The organism is Acidovorax sp. LjRoot38 (genome assembly GCF_964252975.1).
Taxonomy (GTDB): domain Bacteria; phylum Pseudomonadota; class Gammaproteobacteria; order Burkholderiales; family Burkholderiaceae_C; genus Acidovorax; species Acidovorax facilis.
Window position 1 is genome coordinate 553,058 of record NZ_CAXUPT020000002.1, and the last position, 19,660, is coordinate 572,717.

The following is a 19,660-nucleotide window of genomic DNA, read 5'->3' on the forward strand; positions in this document are numbered from 1 at the left end:
AACGCATTGATACACTACTGGTTGATGAGAAGGGCTACACGATTTTCTATGACTGATCACGAAATTACAATAGTTGATGTGACTGAATCAGAGAAGGGTGTGCGCAAGATTCCGATGAGCTATCGCTCAGTGACAGGGCGGGCCCAAGCGTCAGGCGAAACCGTCCCTTATGAAAGCACTCTTGAGCGTGATTTCGCCTACTTGGCCGACTTTGACGACGAAGTGGACACAATCATCAGCCAGCCTTTGTGTATTCGCTACCGCGTGAACAACGGTCGCTTACGTCGGTACACCGTGGACTTTCTGCTGAAGTTCCGGCCACAGGATGGGCAGCGCAGGAAACGGCCGGGGTTGTACGAGATCAAGTACCGCGAAGAGCTGAGAGATCGTTGGGACGAACTGGAGTTTGGGTTCAGAGCAGCGAGGCTGTTGTGCCGCTCCCGAGGGTGGAGCTTCCGAGTTGTGACCGAGCGGCAGATCCGAGGTCCCTACCTCGAAAACGTCCTTTTTCTTCGTGGCTTTCGCACGTACGACGACAACGCTGGCTTGGGCCTTCGCTTGCTGGAAACGTTGGAGGAGCTGCAGGTCACAACTCCGGCGATTTTGCTTGCGGCGGCTTTCCAGGACCTAGAGAACCGTGCGATGGCGGTGGGAGTGATGTGGCGCCTCCTCACCATGGGCTACATCGGTGCCAACTTGGCTTTCCCGCTCAACATGGCATCAGAAATTTGGTTCGAAGAGGTGCTCAATGACGACTCAGATGCCGCTTGAGACCGTTACGGCCTTCGACGTGAGGCCCGAGGCCACAGTTGCCTACAAGAACGAGTTGCATCGTGTTTGCGCCGTGCTGTCACTTGAGCGGGTGATCATTCAACATGTGCAGAGTGGACGGACAGAAAGTGTCTTGCTGGATCACTTGAGGCATCCGAGCACTGTCCAGGAGCCTTCTGCCGAAAAGGCGGAGCCGTTACCAGCACTGGAGGCTTTTTCCCAGGCTGAGCAGGACTTGGCAAAGAAACGCCTGGAGCAGCTTGGCGAGTTGATTGGCAAGGACTCGCGAACACGCGAGGACGTTGCGCGCGTTGCCACGACGATGGATCTGAGCACTGCCTCTGTGTATCGGCTTATCAAAGACTACGAACAGGCGGGTTCCCTCGTCGGGCTCATTCCAGGGCAGCGAGGGCCGAAGGGCCCGCGTCTTCCTGAGCGAGTAGAAGAGATCATTCGAGACATCATCAATGAACTCTATCTTCAGGACCAGAAGCTCAAAGTGGTGGATGTGTTCCAAGAGCTTGAGGAAAGATGCAAAGCGGAGAAGCTAAAGCTGCCGCACATCAATTCTGTGAGAAACCGGATCAAAAAAATACCGGCCAAGGAGGTACTCAGAGGGCGCGGTTATTCGCAGGAGGCTGACAAATTCACGCCTACGCCAGGTGAGTTTCCGCCAACAAGAAACGTTCTTGGGGTCGTGCAGATCGACCACGTACGCCTGGATATTACGGTGGTCTACTCTGACACGCGTGAACCTTGGGGGCGACCCTGGCTCACGTTGGTCATAGACGTTATGACCCGCATGATTGTTGGGTTCTATTTGAGTATGTCTGCACCTAGCTCAACCTCCGCTGGGATGGCGCTTGCGATGGGCATGCTTCCCAAGAAGGACTATCTCGCAGATTTGGGGCTGAGTGGTTCATGGCCGGTGCAGGGCAAGATTCACAAGGTGCACTGTGACAACGCCAAGGAGTTTCGTGGGGCGGTTTTGGAGCATGCCTGCCATGAACAGCGCATTGACACTGAGTTTCGCCGTGTCAAAACCCCTCGCTATGGCGGCCACATTGAACGGATGATCGGCAACGTCAACATGATGCTTCAGAAGAAGCCTGGAACGACGTTCTCGAATCCGCAAAAACGGGGCGACTATGACTCGAAGAAGAAGTCTGCCTATACGCTGCGTGAACTTGAAGTCGAAATCGCTGATTGGATCGTCAACCACTACCACGTGAGCAAACACGGTGCGTTGAAGAAGCCTCCGATCAAGGCGTGGGAAGAAGCGATCTTAGGTACTAGCAAGACGCCGGCTTGCGGCCTCCCTCAACTGATCACCAATCCAGAAAAGCTAGTCTTCGACTTTCTGCCGCAGGATACGCGGGTCGTGAGCCCTACGGGGATTCGCATCAACAAAGCTGACTACTTCTCAGAAGTGTTGATCCCCTGGATCAACTACGCTGATCCCAAAACCGGCAAGAAAAAGAAGTTCGTCATCAAGGAGCACCCGAGGCGCCGCAATGCGATCTGGTTCCTGGATCCGCAAACGAGGCAGTACTACAGGATTCCCCAGTTCCCGCCTCCACCCGATACCGACTACGAGAACCAGCTGACTGGCGAGGAGTTCTCTGCTCTGAGGTCGCGCGATGACGCGGTGGGCAAGGCGATGGAGGATACGGACGCCAAGGCTGGCTATCGCCAGCGCTCCAAAGAGCGCGAGGCGACTTCAGTTGCGTTGACCACCACTGCCAGAAAGGCTGCCCGATCAGGGAAATCGAACCAGGCGGGCAAAAAGCCTACTAAGCCAAAGCAGCCTGATCGCTCGCAGATCGAGGACCGCATGCTGGGCGGAGTCAACACTGCTCCTGACCCTTCGGAGGCGTTCTCTGGATTTTCCAACGCGCCTGTCATGCCTTTCACTACACGTAGCTGATGGACTTCGAACATCTTCATCCCAATGCTCGTACGGTATTGCAGTCTTCTCTGGAGGACCGACTCGAATTTGTACGCAGAGACCGATTCATTGAGTATCCGGCCGCTGAAGCGATTTTGCGAGACCTAGCGGACGTGGTGGCCTATCCTCGCGTGCAAAGGCCACCATGCCGTGCGGTGATTGCGGACAGCGACAACGGGAAGACCTCGTTGACCAGCGAGCTGATAAGACGCAATCCCGTGGTCCTGGATGCGACAGGGAACCCCATCACCAAGGTTTTGTGGGCAGAGTGTCCGCCGGCGCCCGATGAGGGGCGCCTGTTCAGTTCCATCCTCACGGCTTTGGATGTCCTCCACAGGCCCGATGCCGCGCCTGAGCGATTGGAGGCGATCGTCTCACAGGAGTTGATCGCTCACCAGACAACCACTCTAGTGATTGACGAGTTGCATGCAATGCTCAATGGCACGGCGCGCAATCAGAGATTGTTTATGGCGGCTCTCAAGCGGCTCTCCAACACGCGCAATATTTCTATAGTTGGCTGTGGCACGCAGGAGGTCACGCGAGCGCTCGCAACTGACCCTCAGTTTATGACCCGGTTTCAGAAGCTTGCCTTGCCTAGATGGCAAGCCAACGAGGATTTCCAGCGTTTGTTGGTGAGCTTCGAGATGTTTGTGCCGTTGCCCAAACCGTCTGGCCTCAGTCAAGGCAAGTTGGTCCAGCTGATCTATATGAAGTCTGCTCGCACCATTGGATCCGTGCGGGCAATCGTGAGGGCAGCCGCAGAGATGGCCTTGCGCGAAGGAGAGGATCGCATTACATACGCTCTGCTGGACAAGGCGGTAGCGGGACTCGTGGAGCGCCTTCTCAATGGTGGGCGTACCGATGGTGCAATCTGATGCGCAGGTATTGCCCCACCCGGACGAGGTGTTGGGCTCACTGCTGACCAGGCGGGCGTGGCGTGCCGCGCACAGCACTGCGTCGTTCGCGAAGTCCATGGGACTGCCGTGGGACGTTTGGTGTCGCGACATTGACCGCAGTATCAATGTACTGTTTTTGAAGAAGGTTGCTGAAGGCTTGGGCATCGGGTGCGAGTGTGTGCGGACCATGACGGTCAACACCTTCCTTTCCCAGTGCGGTGTCCCGGTGCAAGCCATCGGCTTCGAGCCTTGGATCACTTATGTCGGCCTTGTCCGATGGAAACGTATACGCTACGGCCAGATGTATTGCTGCAGGTGTTTAGATTCTCCGGACAGGTATCTCTGCAGAGATTGGCGCATTTCCACAAATTGGCTTTGCCCTGCGCACTCCCTTCCCCTTCAGGACTGTTGTCCAGAGTGTGGAAAGCCATTCACGCCCTACCGCGATGATGAACTGGTGTTGGCACGCTGTGGACGATGTACCACCAGTCTTGCTGGGCACGATCTGCAAACTGTTTCAGAGGAAGAACTTGAGTTGCATCGCCACATCCAAAGCATTTGGAATGATGCGCGCACAGGTAGGCCTGGGCCCTTATGCGCTCTGTACCGGCATTTGAGCGAGGTTGCCGTATGTGACCCGCGATTTGCACTCGCGGGCGAGCACTGGAGCTACTGGCGCACTTGGGAGCGCGCAGCGCTACTGCGCAGCCAGGAGGGTGTCATCGTGCGTTTGGCGTCACACCCTTCACGGGGCGCTCTGGTGTGGTGTGGATATAGCCGGGCATGTGATCTGAGTGCTAGGCCCAAACGGAGGACTGACTCGATGCCAATCGATCCCCAACGGCGCGCGCAGCTACTTCTTGATACGGCGCGCAGGGTACGGTGGCCCCGCCGTTCGCGAGCAAGGGTATCCCGATAAATATGGATGACAGCCAGTATTTGGGCTCTAAGCTTCCAAAAGCCAACTGTGGCCAGTGTGAGCGCGCTATGGACAAGGCGCATCGGGTTCACCTGGGCGTCGGCTACTGCTCGAATTGCTATCCACGGATTTTTCCGGTCCGTACTTGCTATATCTGCGGAGGAACTGCGCGCAGTCATCGTGCTGAGGAGCGACCTGTCTGTCGCCGTTGCAGGCTGAAGGAGCAGACATGCCTGCGTTGCGGGAAGCCTACGCCTCGCGCGGCACTTCGCGTTGGCGATCAAGCCGCATGTGCTGCGTGCGCAAGGTACTTCCGGGCGGCCGAACCCTGCCAAGTATGCGAGAAGCCTGCTCAGCGCCTTACCCGGATCACTGGACTGGAGGCTCTCGGCCGTATGTGCGATCGTTGTGTCCGCGAGCAGACCTGTGCGACATGTAAGCGGTGCGGAAAGCACCGTACGGTGTTTTTCGTGCTGTTGACCCGAGAGCCTGTGTGCAAGGGGTGTGCCGCGAACCTGGATGCGAGTCACGCCTGCCCAGACTGCGGGACCATTGTGGGAGGAGCGGGGGTCACGCGCTGCCTTACTTGCAGCATAAAGAGGTCGAATTGGGTGAAGGCACAAGCTGTCATTGATCTGATGAGCGACCAACAGGCGCAGCGCTTGACGCTGTCCTTTGTCGGGTGGGCCAACGAAAGCGGCCGACACAGCAAGCTGGCTGCAGGCTTCGCTCGTTGTGCCCAAGCTCTGATGCGTGTCGATAATGCCGCTCCCGCGTCCGGCGGTGTCATTGATAGCGCATTCCTGCAGAAGCTGTTCACGACGGAGGAGATCCGGTCGATGGGAATTCTGGCGCAGTACATGACCGAAACAGGGTTGTTGACCGCCAACAACCAAGAACGGCTTGAAGCCTCCCTCCAAAGACTCGTCGAGCGCCAACTACAAGAGGTCGTGGGGAAGTCGTGGGAGATGGATGTGAAGGGGTTTCACCGCTTCATGCAGGCCAAGGAGAAGCCGCTGTCGTTGCGGAGCGTCAAGGTCTATCTGAATGTGGCGATCCAGCTTCTCCAGCACAGCAAGGTTAATCGCGCCGCCGAGTTGTCAAATGCAGCGCTGGAGAAGTACCTGAGAAAGTCCCCGGGTTCGACGGCATCCGCGAGCGCATTTGTCTCCTACCTTCGCGCAACTGGTGTAGTAGCGTTGCATCTTCAGAAGAAGGCGGGTCAGTCGCCGACGGTGGCGCATCGCGCAAAGCAGGTGCGCAGGATTCAGGACCGTCTTGAGTACGTGGTTCAGCGCCACGAAAGGTTGCCGCTGATTGCGAAGCTTGTTTCCTTGTTGTTCGGAGCCAGGCTTGAGCACGTGCTTCAGCTGCGCATGGACCAACTGATGGTGTCTGCGTCAGGAGCAAGGGTGTTGTTGAAGGGCGAGTGGGTCGATGCGCCTGAGGAGGTCGCGGCACTCTTGCATGAAATGGCTGCAGGGCCCTCGCCTACGCAAGAGTCCGGTCAGAGGTGGGTGTTTCCCGGTCGGATGACTTCGGATCATTTGAGCACTGCGGCAGTGCAGTATCACCTGAACAAGCTCAATGCATGAGCCTCAAGGCTGAGGTATGCCCGCAAGCTGCTCCATCTTGTGGAGGACGAGCGAGGGTTTCACCATCCCATAGCGGTGATTGACCGTGCACGTGGTCAAGGCATTGTGATTGATCGCGAGATCTTTAGGCTTCCAGGCGCCACTGTTCAGAACGGCTTGCTTCAAGAGCGTGTCCAAGGTGGCTGCGGGTAAGGAAGCGTTCTCTTGCATTCGCACGAGGAGCGCTCGATGGTGCTTTTCCCCTCGGGATTCGGTTTCCAACCAATAGAACAGTTGTCCATCAGCTCGGGTCAATTCGACTACCCAGCACATGCGAGGCCGTTCTTCGACGACGGCCCAAGGCCGGTCCACGCCTCCGATTTTTGCTGGCAATGCACAGTATCTGGCTGACGGGGTTTCCACTGGATTTACGAGGCTATAGTGCGTAAACGAGAGCAAGTGCTTTTGCTGAACCATCAACTGAAAACACTCCGCCAATGCGCGAAACCGGTCTTCAACCCGCGCCTGATCTTCGCTGCTAAAAGATCCGGGGGGCGCCTCACCCTGCCTACTGCGCGCTCCGGTTCCGACCCGTTTCTTGGGTGGTGTTCGCTTGCGCTTCGGCTTGCCTGGGTCGTACGGTATGGCCCGCGTAGAAATGACCCGGCGACGTAAAGGCTCCAGGTCACTCCACGTGTCCTGGATGGCTAAATGCACTGCTCTCCCCATAGGCCGCACGTCCCCTGGCCTGGTAATGGAGGTTGACTCATCTTCATCTTGCTGTGTTTTCTGCTCGGGCTCGACCGCGCCCGTGGGCGCTTCGGGTTCAGCTTTCGGGATGATCTGTTGAGTCAGGCGAGTGATTGGGTATGGAAGCTTGGGGAACTGCGCATCGTGAATCCACAACGCGAGCACTCCTCCGCCGGGAAGCGGCTCGCCCATGAAGGAAATTCGCATTTCCTGGTTCTGCCATGGAGGCCAAGCCTCGATCCACGGTGAGTCATCAAGCGCTCGAATCGCGTTAACAATATTGACGTAGATCGCGGCGGCCCGGGTGAGCGCGTGAGGGGCGGTCTGAAAGAGTGCAATCGCACGGCATGCGACATTGCTCAGACTCACGAGAGGTTCTATTTCGAAGTCGCCTTCTTCCGTAACCCGGGTGGTCTCCAAGTTGACCAACTTGCCGACCTCGTTGGACCAGCGTCCACCCACGAGGGCGTTGGCCAATTCCGTGGTGATTCCGAAAAAACGGCGAAAAATTTCGTAGCAAGGGATGTAAATGTCCAATCCGGATTCTGTCTGGCCGTGGAGGACGGGCATTCTCTCTACGTTGATAGCTTTTCCGGCAGCGTCAGTTCCTGCCAGCGGTAAGCCTTTGGAATCGCTGGATGGATTCGTGGACAAACCCAGGGCCCCTAGCGTGGTCAGTTGCCATGTCTGCTCGGGCAGGATGGCATCTCGTACTTGAACCCAGTTCTGGAGGTCGTCCGGCTGAATAGTCCTATCTCGCCAAAAGGAGCCGAGGATCAGACTGGGGATTGACCCTGCAGCCTCGTCGATCACCAAAAATTTGATTGAACCGTCTTCTCGGCGCGCATAGATGGCGTCCCCTGTCGTCAGCTCTTCCATTTCGGCGAGATAGACCATCACACGACGTGTTTGTTGGTCCAACGGAGACGGATACCTTCGGCCAGTGGCGATCAATCGGTACAGGCGCCCATCAACTGGGAAACTATCAAATTTAGTAAAACTCACGCGATAGCAGCGCCCTCGCGCAGGGCGTTTTGGGTGGCGAGACAACCACACTGGCAATCAGCATGGCCTATCCATAAACTGTTAACGCCAAGAGTTTATGCGACTGGCGGGTGGTTTCGTCGGACCAAGTCGCCGCTCGGGTGCAGAGGTAGACGCACCGTGTGCTCCACATAGCTTTCCTAAGGTTGTTGGTGGAAACGCTTCGACCCAACGCACCCGGAATCGTTGGATGCCGCTTGAATTGGAGCACTTCATGGCCGCAAGCATGGGCTGTTAGCTCGGCTGCTGCTGAAACAGCAATGAGGGTGTGATGTCGGTTGTGTGGATTGGTAGGTCAAACTTGATTAGTGTACGAATGTCCACTAAAATAGTGGACATGGCCCGCACCAACCGCGACGCGATGCATTTACGTAGTCTTCGAGAGCTTTATCGGAGTGAGGGGTGCTTTCCGTCTTACAGTCGGATCGCTTCGCATCTGGGATTCAAAGCGAAAAACGCGGCCTTCAAGCTTATTGACCGGCTCGTCTCTAGTGGACATCTGGTGAAGTCGGCTGGCGGGCGCGTGGCGCCGAGTGAGTTGTTTTTCACGTTGGATCTCAGTGCCGATGAGGTTCGTGCAGGATTTGGTGCGGACATGGAGGCTAGCGGCCTCGTGCAAGCCCAGGCGCTTGACCAAATACTGGCGACAAAGCCATCAAAAACCGTCTTCGTAAAGCTGCGCGGCGATTCGATGGTGGACGCAGGAATCCTCAGCGGAGACATCGCAGCTGTGGAGGTCGCGCACAAGGCTTTGCCAGGTGAGTTCGTGATCGCGGAGGCGGATGGGCACGTTACGGTGAAGGAGTTCCAGGTGGTTGCGGGGCGGCCTCGTCTAGTGCCTCACAACGCAAGCATGGAGGCTTTAGATCCACAGAGGTCGCTGAACATCATTGGCGTGGTTCGGGGGATCGTTAGGACTTTTAGACCGCCGCCGGCCGGCAAAGTTAAGCTAACTACGTGGGGGGTAGCGATATGACAACGACCAGCAAAATCGAGTGGACCGAGCAGACGTGGAATCCAACAGTGGGTTGCACCAAGATTTCTCCAGGGTGTAAACACTGCTATGCGGAGGCCATGGCAAAACGACTCAAGGCAATGGGCACGCCGGGCTATGAGAACGGATTTGCTTTGACGCTCTTGCCGGACCGGCTCAATGATCCCCTCAAGCGTAAGAAGCCGACGGTCTACTTTGTGAACTCAATGTCCGACCTCTTTCATGAGCGGGTACCCAATGAGTACATTGAGAAGGTGTTTGAGGTGATTGCTCAGACGCCTCACCACACGTACCAAATTCTCACAAAACGGGCAGCTCGCATGGAGCGCTATTTCCGGCATCGACCTGTTCCGAGCAATGCTTGGCTAGGCGTGTCTGTAGAGGATCGAAAGTACGGCGTACCTCGTATCGATCATCTGCGCAAGGTGCCAGCGAGCATCCGGTTCCTGTCTGTAGAGCCGCTGCTGTCCGACGTGGGCGAACTCGACCTCATGGACATTCATTGGGTTATCGTCGGTGGTGAGTCTGGACCCAAGGCGCGGCCGATGAAAACAGAATGGGCAGAGGCGGTCCGTGTCCAATGCCAAGAACAAGATGTCGCATTCTTTTTCAAGCAATGGGGTGGATGGGGGGCTGATGGCAAGAAGCGTGCGAAGGCGGCCAACGGACGAGAACTGAATGGTCGCACGTGGGACGAAATGCCCACAACGGTTGTTCAGCGTGTGACTATTCCCATAGCGGTGGAACAACGCGTCTAAAGAGGGCAAGACGAACATCCAGCTACGACGGCCGAGTGCACGCTCAGGTCAAGATTGGCGGGATTTTGATTTGTCCAGGCCGATAAGGGCGCTGGTCATGATTCCCCGCTAGCCCGAAGGCGGCCTGCCTCGCCGGTCCCTTTCCCTTGCAGCTTGTGAAGTAAAGCGATCAAAGACCTCAGCGGATGTTCCAACAAGCCTGTCCAGCACTATTCGTTGGCTTCTTGAAAGTCGCGGACTACTCTGAAGCACATTGATCGTGCGCAAGATGTCATCTGGGGTCAGCGCTGCGAGTGTCTGCTGGGGAACGGCGTATAGAAGAACCAGAATTCCATTGCGCAGGTCCTCGACTGATTCGACTGCTCCATGAACTCGCCCGAAAAGATCGGAAGCATCGGTTTTATGTGGCCCTTCCAACCAATCTAAAAGAGATTGGTGGTGGTTCATGTCGGGGGACCGGCCAGGCAGCGGTGTCGGCATTGAACGATTTATCGATGCCAGCGTGTGTTTTGCCCAATGCGGCGGTTGTGGGCGCTCGTGGTATGGAAGTGTCTCTAGAACGTTGTATGCGTAGGCCAGAGGTACGCCGAGGCTTTCAAATTGTTTTGCTACTTCATGCTGTTCTTCGTCGAATGCATGGAAGACGCAGTTCGGAACGTCGAGTTCCTTTACTTCAAGAGCAATAAGATCTGCGTGGTCCGCTAGCCCGAGAAGATCTGCGCAGTAGCTTCGCAGTCGCCCGCCTTGCTGATTGGAGAGTGGTGGGAAGAGGTGCAAGTTGCGATCTTGGCAGTACACCTGCAAAGCGCCGAATATTGCTGCTTGGACTTTGTTTTCTTTTCCCCGACCCATGCATTGTCCTAAAAAATTTGTGTATCGCGTCGCGAATATCTGCCTCGAAAGGCTCTCACGCGATCAGACTTACGAACACGCACGCTCGTATCAGCACCGATGAACTGCTAGGCGCAATTGCCAACTGCGTGTTCAGCTCAACGCATTGTCAGCGTTATCATGCAGTAGCCCCACTGCGACAATAAAGATGGTCAAACGCTCGGATAAGTACGTTTGGGTAGTCGGCTCCTCGCCCCCACCGCTGGATCCACACAGCGTTGTTAAGCATGAGATCGTTCGGGAGTACCTTAGTCGCTATGTCCAGGTGCTCATGAGCAACTACGTCATTGAAAAGCTTGTGCTTTCCATTGTGGATGGCTTCGCTGGTGGCGGAGAATACAGCGGGGAATCGCTGGGTGAATTTGTGCCTGGCTCCCCCCAAATCGTGATCGACGCTTTGACCGAGCAAGGGGTGCTTCTGAATGTCGGCCGGGAGAAGCCTCGTACCTTGGATGTACGCTATTACTTCGTCGAGAAGACCCGCTCAAACTTTGAGTACCTGAACGCGCTCCTGGCGACCCGGTATGGAGCCCATCGCATGGGGAAAGATGTCTTTACCTTGCCTGGGACGTTTCAGAAGAACTTTGCGGCCATCCGGAAAGATATTCAGGGCAGGTCCCGCAAGCACCGATCCATATTCCTTCTCGATCAGTATGCGTGGGACCAGGTCTCAGGTGCGCTACTGAAGGAGATCTTCAGCACCATCGAGGGCGCGGAAGTCATCCTTACTTTTGCCGTCGACAGCCTGATTTCATTTCTCAGCGACAACCACAAGAGTCGCGAGAAAATGGCTCAGATGGGTTTTGCGGAATACATCGATTGGACCTCCCTCGAATCCTTGCGGGGCAGCAACGGACCCGCTTGGCGAGCAGCCATTCAGCGCAACCTGGCCAATGCGCTGATACGAACCAGCGGCGCGCAACATTCCACCATCTTCTACGTGACGCCGCTCGGCAGCACGCCCTGGACCTACTGGCTCGTGCACCTTTCAAACAACTACAAGGCGCGCGATGTCATGATGGAAATTCATTGGGGCAAATCCAACCAATTCACTCACTACCTTGAACCAGACATGTTCACGCTTGGCTACTCGGCACGCAAGGATGGTGAGGTGACAGGTCAGGAGGCGCTCTCGTTTGGCGAAGAGTTTCAGTTCGACAAACTTGCTGCGCAGAAGTGCACCTCGGGATTGGAGCGCAAGCTTGTGCCTTGGGTATTTGACAAAGGCGACCAGGCAGTCACCTTCCGCGAGCTGGCCCACCACGTGGGCAGCAATACCCCCGCAACGGAAAAAATGCTCAAGATATCTCTGGATGAGGCCATTCGCTGCGGCGATATTCTCGTGACGACCAAGAGTGGCGGCCAACGCAGGAGGGGCAATTCATTGGAGGCCGAAGATCAGCTGTCGGCACCAAAACAGCGATCGCTGATCCATCTCCTGTAAAGCCAGCGATTGTCAGTGCGAGGTGGACTGGAGCAGGACAAGCCTCTCCGCCTTTTCTGGGTGCAAGGGCCGCGTCGTTCGGGGATGCTGAGCATCCAAATTTTTGAGTTTTCCGGCTTTGATCAGGCGCAGCAGTGAGACTTGCAAGTCTTGTGGCATCCAGTTTGTCGCCTCCAGAATGTCGGCAAAGACGGCCTCATCCACTACCGTTGGAATTTGGCTGAGAGTGGTGAGCCAATATCGATCTACGTCGCTCGCGTTGTCCAGTCCTCCGGGCGTCATTGGCATCTCATCCGCAAACATGTCCCGAATGCCGCTTGCTTCTTCGCGCGCATCTTTACGGCGATCAGCGCGTACGCGTTGTTGTATGGCCTCAACTCCATGGGAAATAGTCATGAACTCGATGGTGCCTTTCGGATGGCTACTGAGATAGACCAAGTGGTACTTGGCCCGTTCGCGACTCGGATCAAGGACTCGAACGTAGGCCGTACGTCCGATAAAGGGACTTCGCTGGGGTGGAAGAGCTGTTTTAAGGCTGCTCCGATAGTGCCCCAGTAGTTTCTCCTCCCGGTCCTGCGGCGAGTGATGCTCAAGCTCTTGCACCGCCTCAATTGGCACTCCCAGGAACTCCGCGATGTCGGACTGCCACTCGGCCATGGATGCAGTGCGATTGATGAAGTCGTAGATGAAGTTGATCAGAAACTCGGACCGCGGCCGTTGGAGGAGTGGTCTGAGCTTCTCAATTCCAATCGACTTCCAGCCCTTCGGGTCAATGAAGAAAAAAGTGAATGCATCGCGTCCGCTCCAAGTGAGGATTTGCTCTCGGAGATCCACAAAGTCACCATGTAAGCACTTTGCGCTCACCGTATCGGGCGTTGCGCTATCTAGGTAGCGTTCAAGGTTTGCGAATGCTTGGTCATCACGTTCGATATAGAGGGCTCGCATTGAGGCCGTGACGCCAAGTTCAGCCAGCTTCTGCCGACATTTAGCCATCGTCCTCAAGGATACGGCGATGGATGTGCTCTCCAATTCGCTCGTGCCCCAGGGGCCGGAGAAGCAGTCAACGTAGCAGATCTCTATCGTGCCCTGCCTTTTTGCCGCCATGCCCACGATCAGCATGAGCTTCTCAAGGTAGCTTTCCAGCAATTGGTGCTTTATCCAGGCCTGCTCCCGACCCCTGTAGCTTGTGGGGACTATGGATGGCGCAGCTTCAAATGTCCTCCTCATTTCTGAACTCCAAACATGCGCAGCTATCTCCTCCCCTTCGTGGGCACAAAACTGACTTGTGAACAATGTTACGAGTGCGTTGCACAAAGTTGCAAGCAGTCTTGTGCGTAATTGGTGACGGACCCTGTCAGGAAGGCGTATATACACTCGATTACGTGACCATCGGTACCACGTCGCGCCTGGCTATAGCCCACTGAATGCCATTTCAACGCTGGCAAATTATTTATCTAACATGCGCGTGGTAGATAACACGCGCATGTTAGATAAATACGCAGGTCAGAAGCTGCACATCGAGGCCCAGTCCATGGTTGCGAGAGCTGGTGGGGGAGACCAGAATGCTGCATGGCCCATCCCAACGACGCACATCCCCCACAAGTTCTGACGAACCTGGTACAGCAGATCGTGGTGGAGTCGGGCAATCCTGAAGGCTTCAACGCCGAGGCTTGGCTGCAGGAGTGGCTGGCGGCGCCACTTCCCGCCTTCGGAAACCGCCGTCCGTGGGATGTACTGCAAGAACCCGAAGGGCTGGCGTTGATCCAAGCAACGCTTCTGCAAATCCAGAAAGGCAGCTTCGCCTAGATCCTTCGTGGCGGTCCACAGCGCATGCCGCGCAGCTGGGCCTCAGGCCTTCGCAGCCTGGCGCATCTTCTTCTCGGCCTTGGCTGGCCCCATGTTCACCAGTTCCTCAATCTTTGCCAGCTGTTTGGTGCGGGGCTGGGCCTGCCCCTTCTCCCACCGCGAGTACGTGAGAGGAGAGACGGCCAGCAACGCAGCCATCTGAAGTTGCGTCGCTTCCAGTGCTCGGCGCATCTGGGTCAGCATCTCCGGCGCGAACACGAATCCCTCGCGCGCGGCGCGTTTCGAAACTTTGGGTGGATCCGCTGGAGCAGCCATGCCCACAGTTCTGGCTTGGCGTTGGGCTGTCTTGAGCTGCGAAGTGAGGCTCTTCACTTCCCTCTTCAGAGCGGCGATCTCCGAGCGGTGGCCGGTGATCGCTTTGCGCATGCCCTGGAGTTCAGGTTTGAGCTCCTTGCGCGCCATGCGAACGACTTCTGCGCGAAAGGCATTGGAAAATGTATTCATACGCCCGATGGTAACTTTGGCGCCTTATCGCGCGCTTGGGGGCTGGTGCATAGCCGGTGCCGCGCTCCTTCTTCGTCCCCCAAAAACAAAACCGCCAGAGGCCTGAGCCCATGGCGGTTTTGCTTTGGTGGTACCCGATTTGGTCGGACTTACTTCCCAGCCTTGTCCGCCTTGCGCTTGGCAGCCTTGGGATCCACCACAGCCTTGAACTTCGCACCCGCCACAAACTTCGGCACCGTGCTCGCAGGGATCTTCAGTGCAGCACCGGTCGATGGATTCTTGCCCGTGCGTGCCGCACGCTTGGCCGACTTGAAGGTCCCAAAACCCACCAGCTGCACGGCATCGCCCTTCTTGACGGCAGTCTGGATGGTGTCGATCAGCGTTTCCAGCACCGCATTGGCTGCGGTCTTGGACAGGTCATTCTTGGAAGCCAGGATTTCAACGAGTTCTGCGCGGTTCATGGATGCTCACGAGTAGAGGTTGGAAAGGACCGATTTATACCCCCGCCACTGACACGGCCCTTGCTGCGACTCAATGCTGCAGTGCACTTCTTGGCAAAAACTCCACTCCCGTGCGCTTCACCAACTCCTGATAGCTGATCGGCCGCCCCACCATCTCCCCCTCACGGTTCTCTTGCCAATGCGCCCAGGCCTTGTTGGTTGTGGCGTCATAAACCAACTTGTACAGATAGGTCGGCACCTTCACCCCGTTGGCCCCAATGCGTGGCCCCGCATCCGTGAACACCGGTCCCGTGATCACAAACACATCCCCCTTGGCCCGCTTCACATAGTGGCGCGTGTCCTGCTCGATCTTGTTCCAGGCACCCCCGTTGTGCTGGGCATTCTGAGGAACCATGTTCGCGAGACTGAAGCTCTGGGCCATGGCCGTTGGCGTCGGCATATCTCCTGCAGGGGCCATGTGCCCCCGGGAGTAGCCTGAATGCTTGTAGTCCTCCAGTTCGGCCCGCTCGCCGCTCTGGAGTCGGGCATCTGCAAAGAAGCGCTTGGCCCGTTTCTCGTCCGCATCCTCGATGAGCCTGCGGTTCAGGCGCTGAGCCACAAACACCGGTGTCTTGGTTGTCCCGGAGTGCAGCACTGCAAACGCCTCATAGCAAAGCTCCCGCAGCTGTGGCCTGGGTGTGATGGCCGGTGGTGTGCCATTCGCAAAGAACTGCGGGCACTGCGCAAACGAAGTGGGTTCGGGTGTGAGCAGCGCCGCACTGTCGAACTGCGGAAACCGCGCCCAGGAGAGATTCGGAAGAGCAACGCCGGCAAGAGCCAGGGCCAGCACGGCTGCCAGGCGCACACGGCCTGGCCAAGAGAACAAACGATTCACAGAAAGAGCATTCGAGTGGAGCAAAACGGAGCCCGATTGGAGCACCGTTCATGTCTCTCTCCTGGCCCGAATATTCGGATGTCGCAGGGTTTTACAGCTGCTTGCAGAGTGGCGCCCACAAACAGAAAGGGCTCCCAAAGGGAGCCCGATCTGCCTGCCCGCCCCTGCGGTTCAGTTAACACTCCCCATGGCAGCAGCACCCGCAAATGCAAAGTGCCACCACCATGGGAAGTCCCGCAACTGCTTCAATCCAACTTGAGCAGTTGGTCTACCAATTACATGGCGCTGAATTCGCCGTGGGGGATCTGGCCCGTGCGCAGAGCTTCAGCAGCCTGGGCACGCACCGCAGCGCGGTCAGCGGTGCTCTTGTAGGTCACCACACGCGAACCAGCTGGCTCGATGCTGCGGGTTTGAGCCACGGTTGCGGCTTCGGCGGCCACTTCAGCACGGGTGCGGTTCGTGTCGAACTTCAGGGCAAATTGCGAGCCATCAGCTTCGTCAGCGTGGGCACCAAAAGAGGCGAAAGCGGCAACAGCAGCGACGGAGAGGAAACGGGCGGTCTTGTTCATGATGAAAATCCTTGGAAGTTAAAAAGCGTCTCAAAAAAGCCGGGTCAAAAACCGATCCTGAACCGGGTTCGGTGAGTCGCCTTGCGGGTTCGGCTCATCGATGGGATGAACTGTACGCCGATGATGTTCAGAGAAAAACCACTCAGTCGCGAACTGACTGTTCCAGTATTGAAAACAATCCTTCGGCGCCTTTCCAGCCCCTAATCTCCGCACCTTGAGGGCAAAAGGGTGCTCCATGGGGAGACCTCCTTGGGTTCATCCTACATGCGCATTTGTGGCAAAAGCTGTATATTTATCCAGTATTCAACCACAGGAGAAGCAGCGCCATGCAAGTCATCGAATCCACCTATGTCGTCACCCTGCGCGACTACCCCGAAGAGATCCCTGCCAAGGAGCGGATTGCCGCAGAAACCCGGTATGCCCAAGCTCTGGAAAAGCAGCTTGGCGGCCCCGAACAGGTGGCTGCCGCCCTCGACACCATGCACAGCCTGGAAGAGTCGCCACCCGAGGTGGTGTCGCCTGGCGATCTCACCTTGCTCAAGGCCTGGGGCAAGGCCAGTGCGGCGGCCAAGCAGGCGGGGTTCCGAGATCTTGGGGAAGGGGACGGGGCGTACTTTGAAGTCCGGCTGGTGTGAGGGTGAAGGTCCACTGAGGACACGCCATGCCGATCAACGCGCCCTGGAACTACCCGACCTTGATGTGCACCCCACCGGGCAGAGCCGGTGGGGTGTTCCCGGCGGAGACCGTGCTGCCGCTGGAGGCGGAGGCGTATGCGGTCACGCAGGAGGGTGATATCTGGCGGGTGACGGTGAAGCACTCGGGAGAAGTGCTGTATGAGGGGCTCGGGCCTGTGGTGCTGGTGGAGTCGCCTGCGCCGTTTTAAAGCAAACCGATTGCACCGCACCGGCTACCGGTTGTATGGTGCAACAGCCAGCAAGGAGTCGATATGTCGATGGACCGTGCCAACTATCCCGGGGTGCCGGAAGACTTTCCGGTGACTGCAGTACCTTCTGCGATTGCGGGTGCCCAGCCCAAGATGAACCTGGTTGAGGAAGGTGGGAAGTTCTATGCCCCGGGCACGTCGCCAGGCGAGGTCATGGCAGCCTTTCAGATGTGTGACGATCTGGTCTCACAGATGGTGCCCTACTGCCAGAGAAAACTTGCCACCTACGAAGGCAACCAGGAGGCGACAGTGAAAGCTGCGTTGAAGGGCCTGCTGGCCAAGCGATGGTGCACCGATGCGCAGTGCGTGTGGATCATGCGCAGGGTGGTGGATGAGTTGCAGTGGACTGTGGGTGATGACGCTTGGGCAGCCTGATGTCCTGGACTGGTTATTGATCGGGTCGTCATGACCAACCCATCTTCCGATAGTCGCCACCTTGGCACACTGGCCTGCGAGGGGTGGTGATCAACGAAGCGGGTCCGCAACGAGAGTGGCCCAGGGTTACGGGCACGGCGAAGGGCCGCTATGTCCGGCGCAGGTAGCGGCGGTGCAAGCAATGGCCGATGCCGAACTGCCTAAAGGGGCGGTTGTCCGCAGAAGCAGCCTGCTTCTTTAAGCTGGTCAAGGTGCGGGCGAGGCGGGCTGAAAAATGCTGGTGCAGTTGAAGACTAGTGAAGTACATAACGGGCCGCGATGACAGCATATGGGACCGCGGAACTCGATGTCAGCCCTACAGCGTGAGGAGTTCGTAGTCGGCGGCGAGCGTAAGCTCAAGCAAGCTATTGCATTGAATTTGCCGCGCACCTCCTGTTTCAGCAGCAAGGTCAACGGCCGCAACGCGCCATTGATGAAGTCCCCATGAAAACACTCCCGACAACATCAACCTCAACGACTCGCCACCGCACAAACAGCGCTCCAAGCGCAGTTGTACCTCCGTCGCCCTACGCGTCTGCTGCTCAGACAAAGGCCTTACTGGCTGGCGGCGTCGCTGCCCGCAAGGCTCGCTTGGATGCCAATGACATGCTCAGTATGGACATAGCTGCCGATCTGGTGGGTACCACCCCAGTGACGATCAATGCGTGGATCGCCAAAGGGCGGGCGATCGGATTGACCCAACCCCGGCGTGGATTCAAGTTGCCTAGTTGGCAGTTTGAACCTGCCCTATGGGATGCCGTGCCCAAGCTTTCTAAAGCCTTGAGAACCACTGAGGGCTGGGCACTGCTCGCCTTCTTGGAGACGCCATCGGGCGCTCTGGGCGGCCTGACACCGCGTCAGGCCATAGAGCAAGGTCATCTGGCACGTGTTGTTGAAGTGGCGGGTGCTGAAGGCTATTGACTCTCTTCGTCCCATGAAACTCGCAGATCTTCAGAACATCCCGCAATTTGACCTTCTGGCCTGTTGCCCCGGACCTAAAACTGACAGCCTGAAGGTGAGGTGTCGATCCAAAATGGACAAGGGTTTTCAACTGCCCTAATGAGTTTTTCAGCAGGTGTGGTGCGGGCATTCTTGTGTAGGGCAGCCATTCCATAGTGAAAGCTCTCGCGGAATCCGACACATCGCCCAGGCGGGCCTTGTCGGGAGCTCATGGCGGGAACAACCACCGCGTTATCGGAACCTGCGCTTGGGATATGTAGACACGAAGGATTCAGCAATGGCAGACGCAGTTGAAGTTGGAAGCACCAATGTATATGCCGACCTTGGATACCCAGACGCTGAGGCGTTGCAGCGAAAAGCTTCGTTGGCGTCACATATCGTTTGGACGATCAAGGCGCGACATCTGACCCATGAGGAAGCTGCACAGTTGCTTGGGATGGATCAAGCAGACATCGTAAAGATTACTCGTGGGCAGTTCCGCGGCACGAGTGAAGCAAAGATGCTTGAATGGATTGCGATGCTCGGCCACGATGTGACGATCCTGGTGACCAAAACAACACGGCAAAGGCCGGGGAAGATTGGGCTGGAGTTCCACTGCTCATCCTGAGCGCCAAGCTCACTAGAACGTTGGGTTCGATAGAAGCCGTGATCATCAAGGCCGCATTTCTTCAGCTTCCAGCCGCAGGCCCTTGGGCACCTTGACAATGCCCTTCACATCAACGGCGCTCTTGTTCTTTGCGCGCACAGACAGCCGTCCGACTGCAAGCACTCGCCAGACAAGCCGAGTACCGGGCACGCCGCCAATGGCCCGTCGAATTTCTGCCGGTACGGTGGTTTGCCCCTTCGCTGAGATCGTTGATTCACTCATATTCAATCCCTACTCTTTACCTCACTTGAACAAATTTCCGGCCACTGTCTCGCCACAAACTATCGCAGTGTGCTCGCTCGGGAAGAGATCGTTGTAAGCGTTGTAGAGAACCACTCCTGTGCTCGGGGCGCAGAGAGTGATCGAAAGCTTGAAGCATGGCCCGCTGGCGCATCCGTAGAGCTGGACCAGTCAATGAGGGCTTGGCTCTGCTGCTTGGTGGAGGAGCCGTCGTAGCTAGCGTTGTGAATATCTGCACGCCGGGCGACTGCTAC

General features: G+C 57.0%; 23 protein-coding genes. 14 read left to right on the forward strand and 9 right to left on the reverse strand.

What is annotated here, in order from left to right:
- Window positions 1-48: 48 nt before the first annotated feature.
- The 5 genes from ACSQ22_RS05050 (at window position 49) to ACSQ22_RS05070 (ending at window position 6,129) form a co-directional block, all read left to right on the forward strand.
- Window positions 49-771 (forward strand): TnsA endonuclease N-terminal domain-containing protein, encoded by a 723-nt coding sequence (locus ACSQ22_RS05050; RefSeq protein WP_436129612.1) that lies wholly within the window; start codon window positions 49-51, stop codon window positions 769-771.
- Complete coding sequence (locus ACSQ22_RS05055) at window positions 749-2,698, forward strand: Mu transposase C-terminal domain-containing protein (protein ID WP_436129613.1); 1,950 nt, start codon at window positions 749-751, stop codon at window positions 2,696-2,698. The genes ACSQ22_RS05050 and ACSQ22_RS05055 overlap by 23 nt, the downstream gene beginning before the upstream one ends.
- On the forward strand, window positions 2,698-3,594 hold the full coding sequence (locus ACSQ22_RS05060; protein ID WP_436129614.1) for a TniB family NTP-binding protein: 897 nt from the start codon (window positions 2,698-2,700) through the stop codon (window positions 3,592-3,594). Before ACSQ22_RS05055 ends, ACSQ22_RS05060 begins: the two co-directional genes overlap by 1 nt.
- Complete coding sequence (locus tag ACSQ22_RS05065) at window positions 3,581-4,534, forward strand: TniQ family protein (RefSeq protein WP_436129615.1); 954 nt, start codon at window positions 3,581-3,583, stop codon at window positions 4,532-4,534. Before ACSQ22_RS05060 ends, ACSQ22_RS05065 begins: the two co-directional genes overlap by 14 nt.
- Window positions 4,535-5,172: 638 nt before the next feature.
- Window positions 5,173-6,129, forward strand: a complete 957-nt coding sequence (locus ACSQ22_RS05070; protein WP_436129616.1) for a hypothetical protein — start codon at window positions 5,173-5,175, stop codon at window positions 6,127-6,129.
- 3 nt (window positions 6,130-6,132) lie between these two features.
- Here ACSQ22_RS05070 and ACSQ22_RS05075 read toward each other — a convergent pair whose 3' ends face one another.
- A complete protein-coding gene (locus ACSQ22_RS05075) occupies window positions 6,133-7,755 on the reverse strand; it encodes a hypothetical protein (protein ID WP_436129617.1) in 1,623 nt (540 codons plus the stop codon).
- 484 nt (window positions 7,756-8,239) lie between these two features.
- Between ACSQ22_RS05075 and ACSQ22_RS05080 the strand changes: the two genes are divergently transcribed.
- Both ACSQ22_RS05080 and ACSQ22_RS05085 read left to right on the forward strand, forming a co-directional pair.
- A complete protein-coding gene (locus ACSQ22_RS05080; protein ID WP_436129618.1) occupies window positions 8,240-8,878 on the forward strand; it encodes a LexA family protein in 639 nt (212 codons plus the stop codon).
- Window positions 8,875-9,654, forward strand: a complete 780-nt coding sequence (locus tag ACSQ22_RS05085) for a DUF5131 family protein (protein WP_436129619.1) — start codon at window positions 8,875-8,877, stop codon at window positions 9,652-9,654. Before ACSQ22_RS05080 ends, ACSQ22_RS05085 begins: the two co-directional genes overlap by 4 nt.
- A 108-nt stretch (window positions 9,655-9,762) precedes the next feature.
- On the opposite strand, the gene ACSQ22_RS05090 is transcribed toward ACSQ22_RS05085, so the two are convergent.
- Window positions 9,763-10,506 carry a hypothetical protein gene (locus ACSQ22_RS05090; protein ID WP_436129620.1) on the reverse strand — a complete coding sequence of 248 codons (744 nt, stop codon included), beginning with the start codon at window positions 10,504-10,506 and terminating at the stop codon, window positions 9,763-9,765.
- A 187-nt stretch (window positions 10,507-10,693) separates the two neighbouring features.
- Here ACSQ22_RS05090 and ACSQ22_RS05095 point away from each other — a divergent pair, with 187 nt between their 5' ends.
- Window positions 10,694-11,989, forward strand: coding sequence for a three-Cys-motif partner protein TcmP (locus ACSQ22_RS05095; RefSeq protein ID WP_436129621.1), 1,296 nt, complete (start codon window positions 10,694-10,696; stop codon window positions 11,987-11,989).
- Window positions 11,990-12,001: 12 nt separating this feature from the next.
- Here the strand turns inward: ACSQ22_RS05095 and tcmP are convergent, their stop codons facing one another.
- The gene (tcmP, locus tag ACSQ22_RS05100) at window positions 12,002-13,216 is read right to left on the reverse strand and encodes a three-Cys-motif partner protein TcmP (RefSeq protein WP_436129622.1); all 1,215 of its coding nucleotides are present in this window, start codon (window positions 13,214-13,216) and stop codon (window positions 12,002-12,004) included.
- 342 nt (window positions 13,217-13,558) lie between these two features.
- On the opposite strand from tcmP, the gene ACSQ22_RS05105 reads away from it, so the two are divergent.
- Window positions 13,559-13,795: an MbcA/ParS/Xre antitoxin family protein gene (locus ACSQ22_RS05105; protein WP_436129623.1), complete on the forward strand. Its 237-nt coding sequence runs from the start codon at window positions 13,559-13,561 to the stop codon at window positions 13,793-13,795.
- A gap of 42 nt (window positions 13,796-13,837) precedes the next feature.
- On the opposite strand, the gene ACSQ22_RS05110 is transcribed toward ACSQ22_RS05105, so the two are convergent.
- From ACSQ22_RS05110 to ACSQ22_RS05130, 5 genes are all read right to left on the reverse strand, one after another.
- Window positions 13,838-14,299, reverse strand: a complete 462-nt coding sequence (locus ACSQ22_RS05110; protein WP_436129624.1) for a helix-turn-helix transcriptional regulator — start codon at window positions 14,297-14,299, stop codon at window positions 13,838-13,840.
- Window positions 14,300-14,448: 149 nt separating this feature from the next.
- Complete coding sequence (locus tag ACSQ22_RS05115; RefSeq protein WP_056057356.1) at window positions 14,449-14,760, reverse strand: HU family DNA-binding protein; 312 nt, start codon at window positions 14,758-14,760, stop codon at window positions 14,449-14,451.
- A 70-nt stretch (window positions 14,761-14,830) separates the two neighbouring features.
- On the reverse strand, window positions 14,831-15,604 hold the full coding sequence (locus ACSQ22_RS05120) for a DNA/RNA non-specific endonuclease (protein ID WP_436129625.1): 774 nt from the start codon (window positions 15,602-15,604) through the stop codon (window positions 14,831-14,833).
- 305 nt (window positions 15,605-15,909) lie between these two features.
- Window positions 15,910-16,203, reverse strand: a complete 294-nt coding sequence (locus tag ACSQ22_RS05125) for a DUF4148 domain-containing protein (RefSeq protein ID WP_436129626.1) — start codon at window positions 16,201-16,203, stop codon at window positions 15,910-15,912.
- A 30-nt stretch (window positions 16,204-16,233) separates the two neighbouring features.
- Complete coding sequence (locus ACSQ22_RS05130) at window positions 16,234-16,440, reverse strand: hypothetical protein (protein ID WP_436129627.1); 207 nt, start codon at window positions 16,438-16,440, stop codon at window positions 16,234-16,236.
- Between the two features lie 89 nt (window positions 16,441-16,529).
- On the opposite strand from ACSQ22_RS05130, the gene ACSQ22_RS05135 reads away from it, so the two are divergent.
- The 5 genes from ACSQ22_RS05135 (at window position 16,530) to ACSQ22_RS05155 (ending at window position 19,127) form a co-directional block, all read left to right on the forward strand.
- Entirely contained in the window at window positions 16,530-16,838 is a 309-nt protein-coding gene (locus tag ACSQ22_RS05135; RefSeq protein WP_056058069.1) for a hypothetical protein, read from the forward strand.
- Window positions 16,839-16,864: 26 nt separating this feature from the next.
- Window positions 16,865-17,086 carry a hypothetical protein gene (locus ACSQ22_RS05140; protein ID WP_436129628.1) on the forward strand — a complete coding sequence of 74 codons (222 nt, stop codon included), beginning with the start codon at window positions 16,865-16,867 and terminating at the stop codon, window positions 17,084-17,086.
- A 63-nt stretch (window positions 17,087-17,149) separates the two neighbouring features.
- Window positions 17,150-17,521 carry a hypothetical protein gene (locus ACSQ22_RS05145; RefSeq protein WP_436129629.1) on the forward strand — a complete coding sequence of 124 codons (372 nt, stop codon included), beginning with the start codon at window positions 17,150-17,152 and terminating at the stop codon, window positions 17,519-17,521.
- 630 nt (window positions 17,522-18,151) lie between these two features.
- The gene (locus ACSQ22_RS05150) at window positions 18,152-18,481 is read left to right on the forward strand and encodes a hypothetical protein (RefSeq protein ID WP_436129630.1); all 330 of its coding nucleotides are present in this window, start codon (window positions 18,152-18,154) and stop codon (window positions 18,479-18,481) included.
- 316 nt (window positions 18,482-18,797) lie between these two features.
- Window positions 18,798-19,127, forward strand: a complete 330-nt coding sequence (locus ACSQ22_RS05155) for a helix-turn-helix domain-containing protein (RefSeq protein WP_436129631.1) — start codon at window positions 18,798-18,800, stop codon at window positions 19,125-19,127.
- Window positions 19,128-19,172: 45 nt separating this feature from the next.
- Here ACSQ22_RS05155 and ACSQ22_RS05160 read toward each other — a convergent pair whose 3' ends face one another.
- Window positions 19,173-19,388 carry an AbrB/MazE/SpoVT family DNA-binding domain-containing protein gene (locus ACSQ22_RS05160; protein ID WP_436129632.1) on the reverse strand — a complete coding sequence of 72 codons (216 nt, stop codon included), beginning with the start codon at window positions 19,386-19,388 and terminating at the stop codon, window positions 19,173-19,175.
- Window positions 19,389-19,660: the final 272 nt, after the last annotated feature.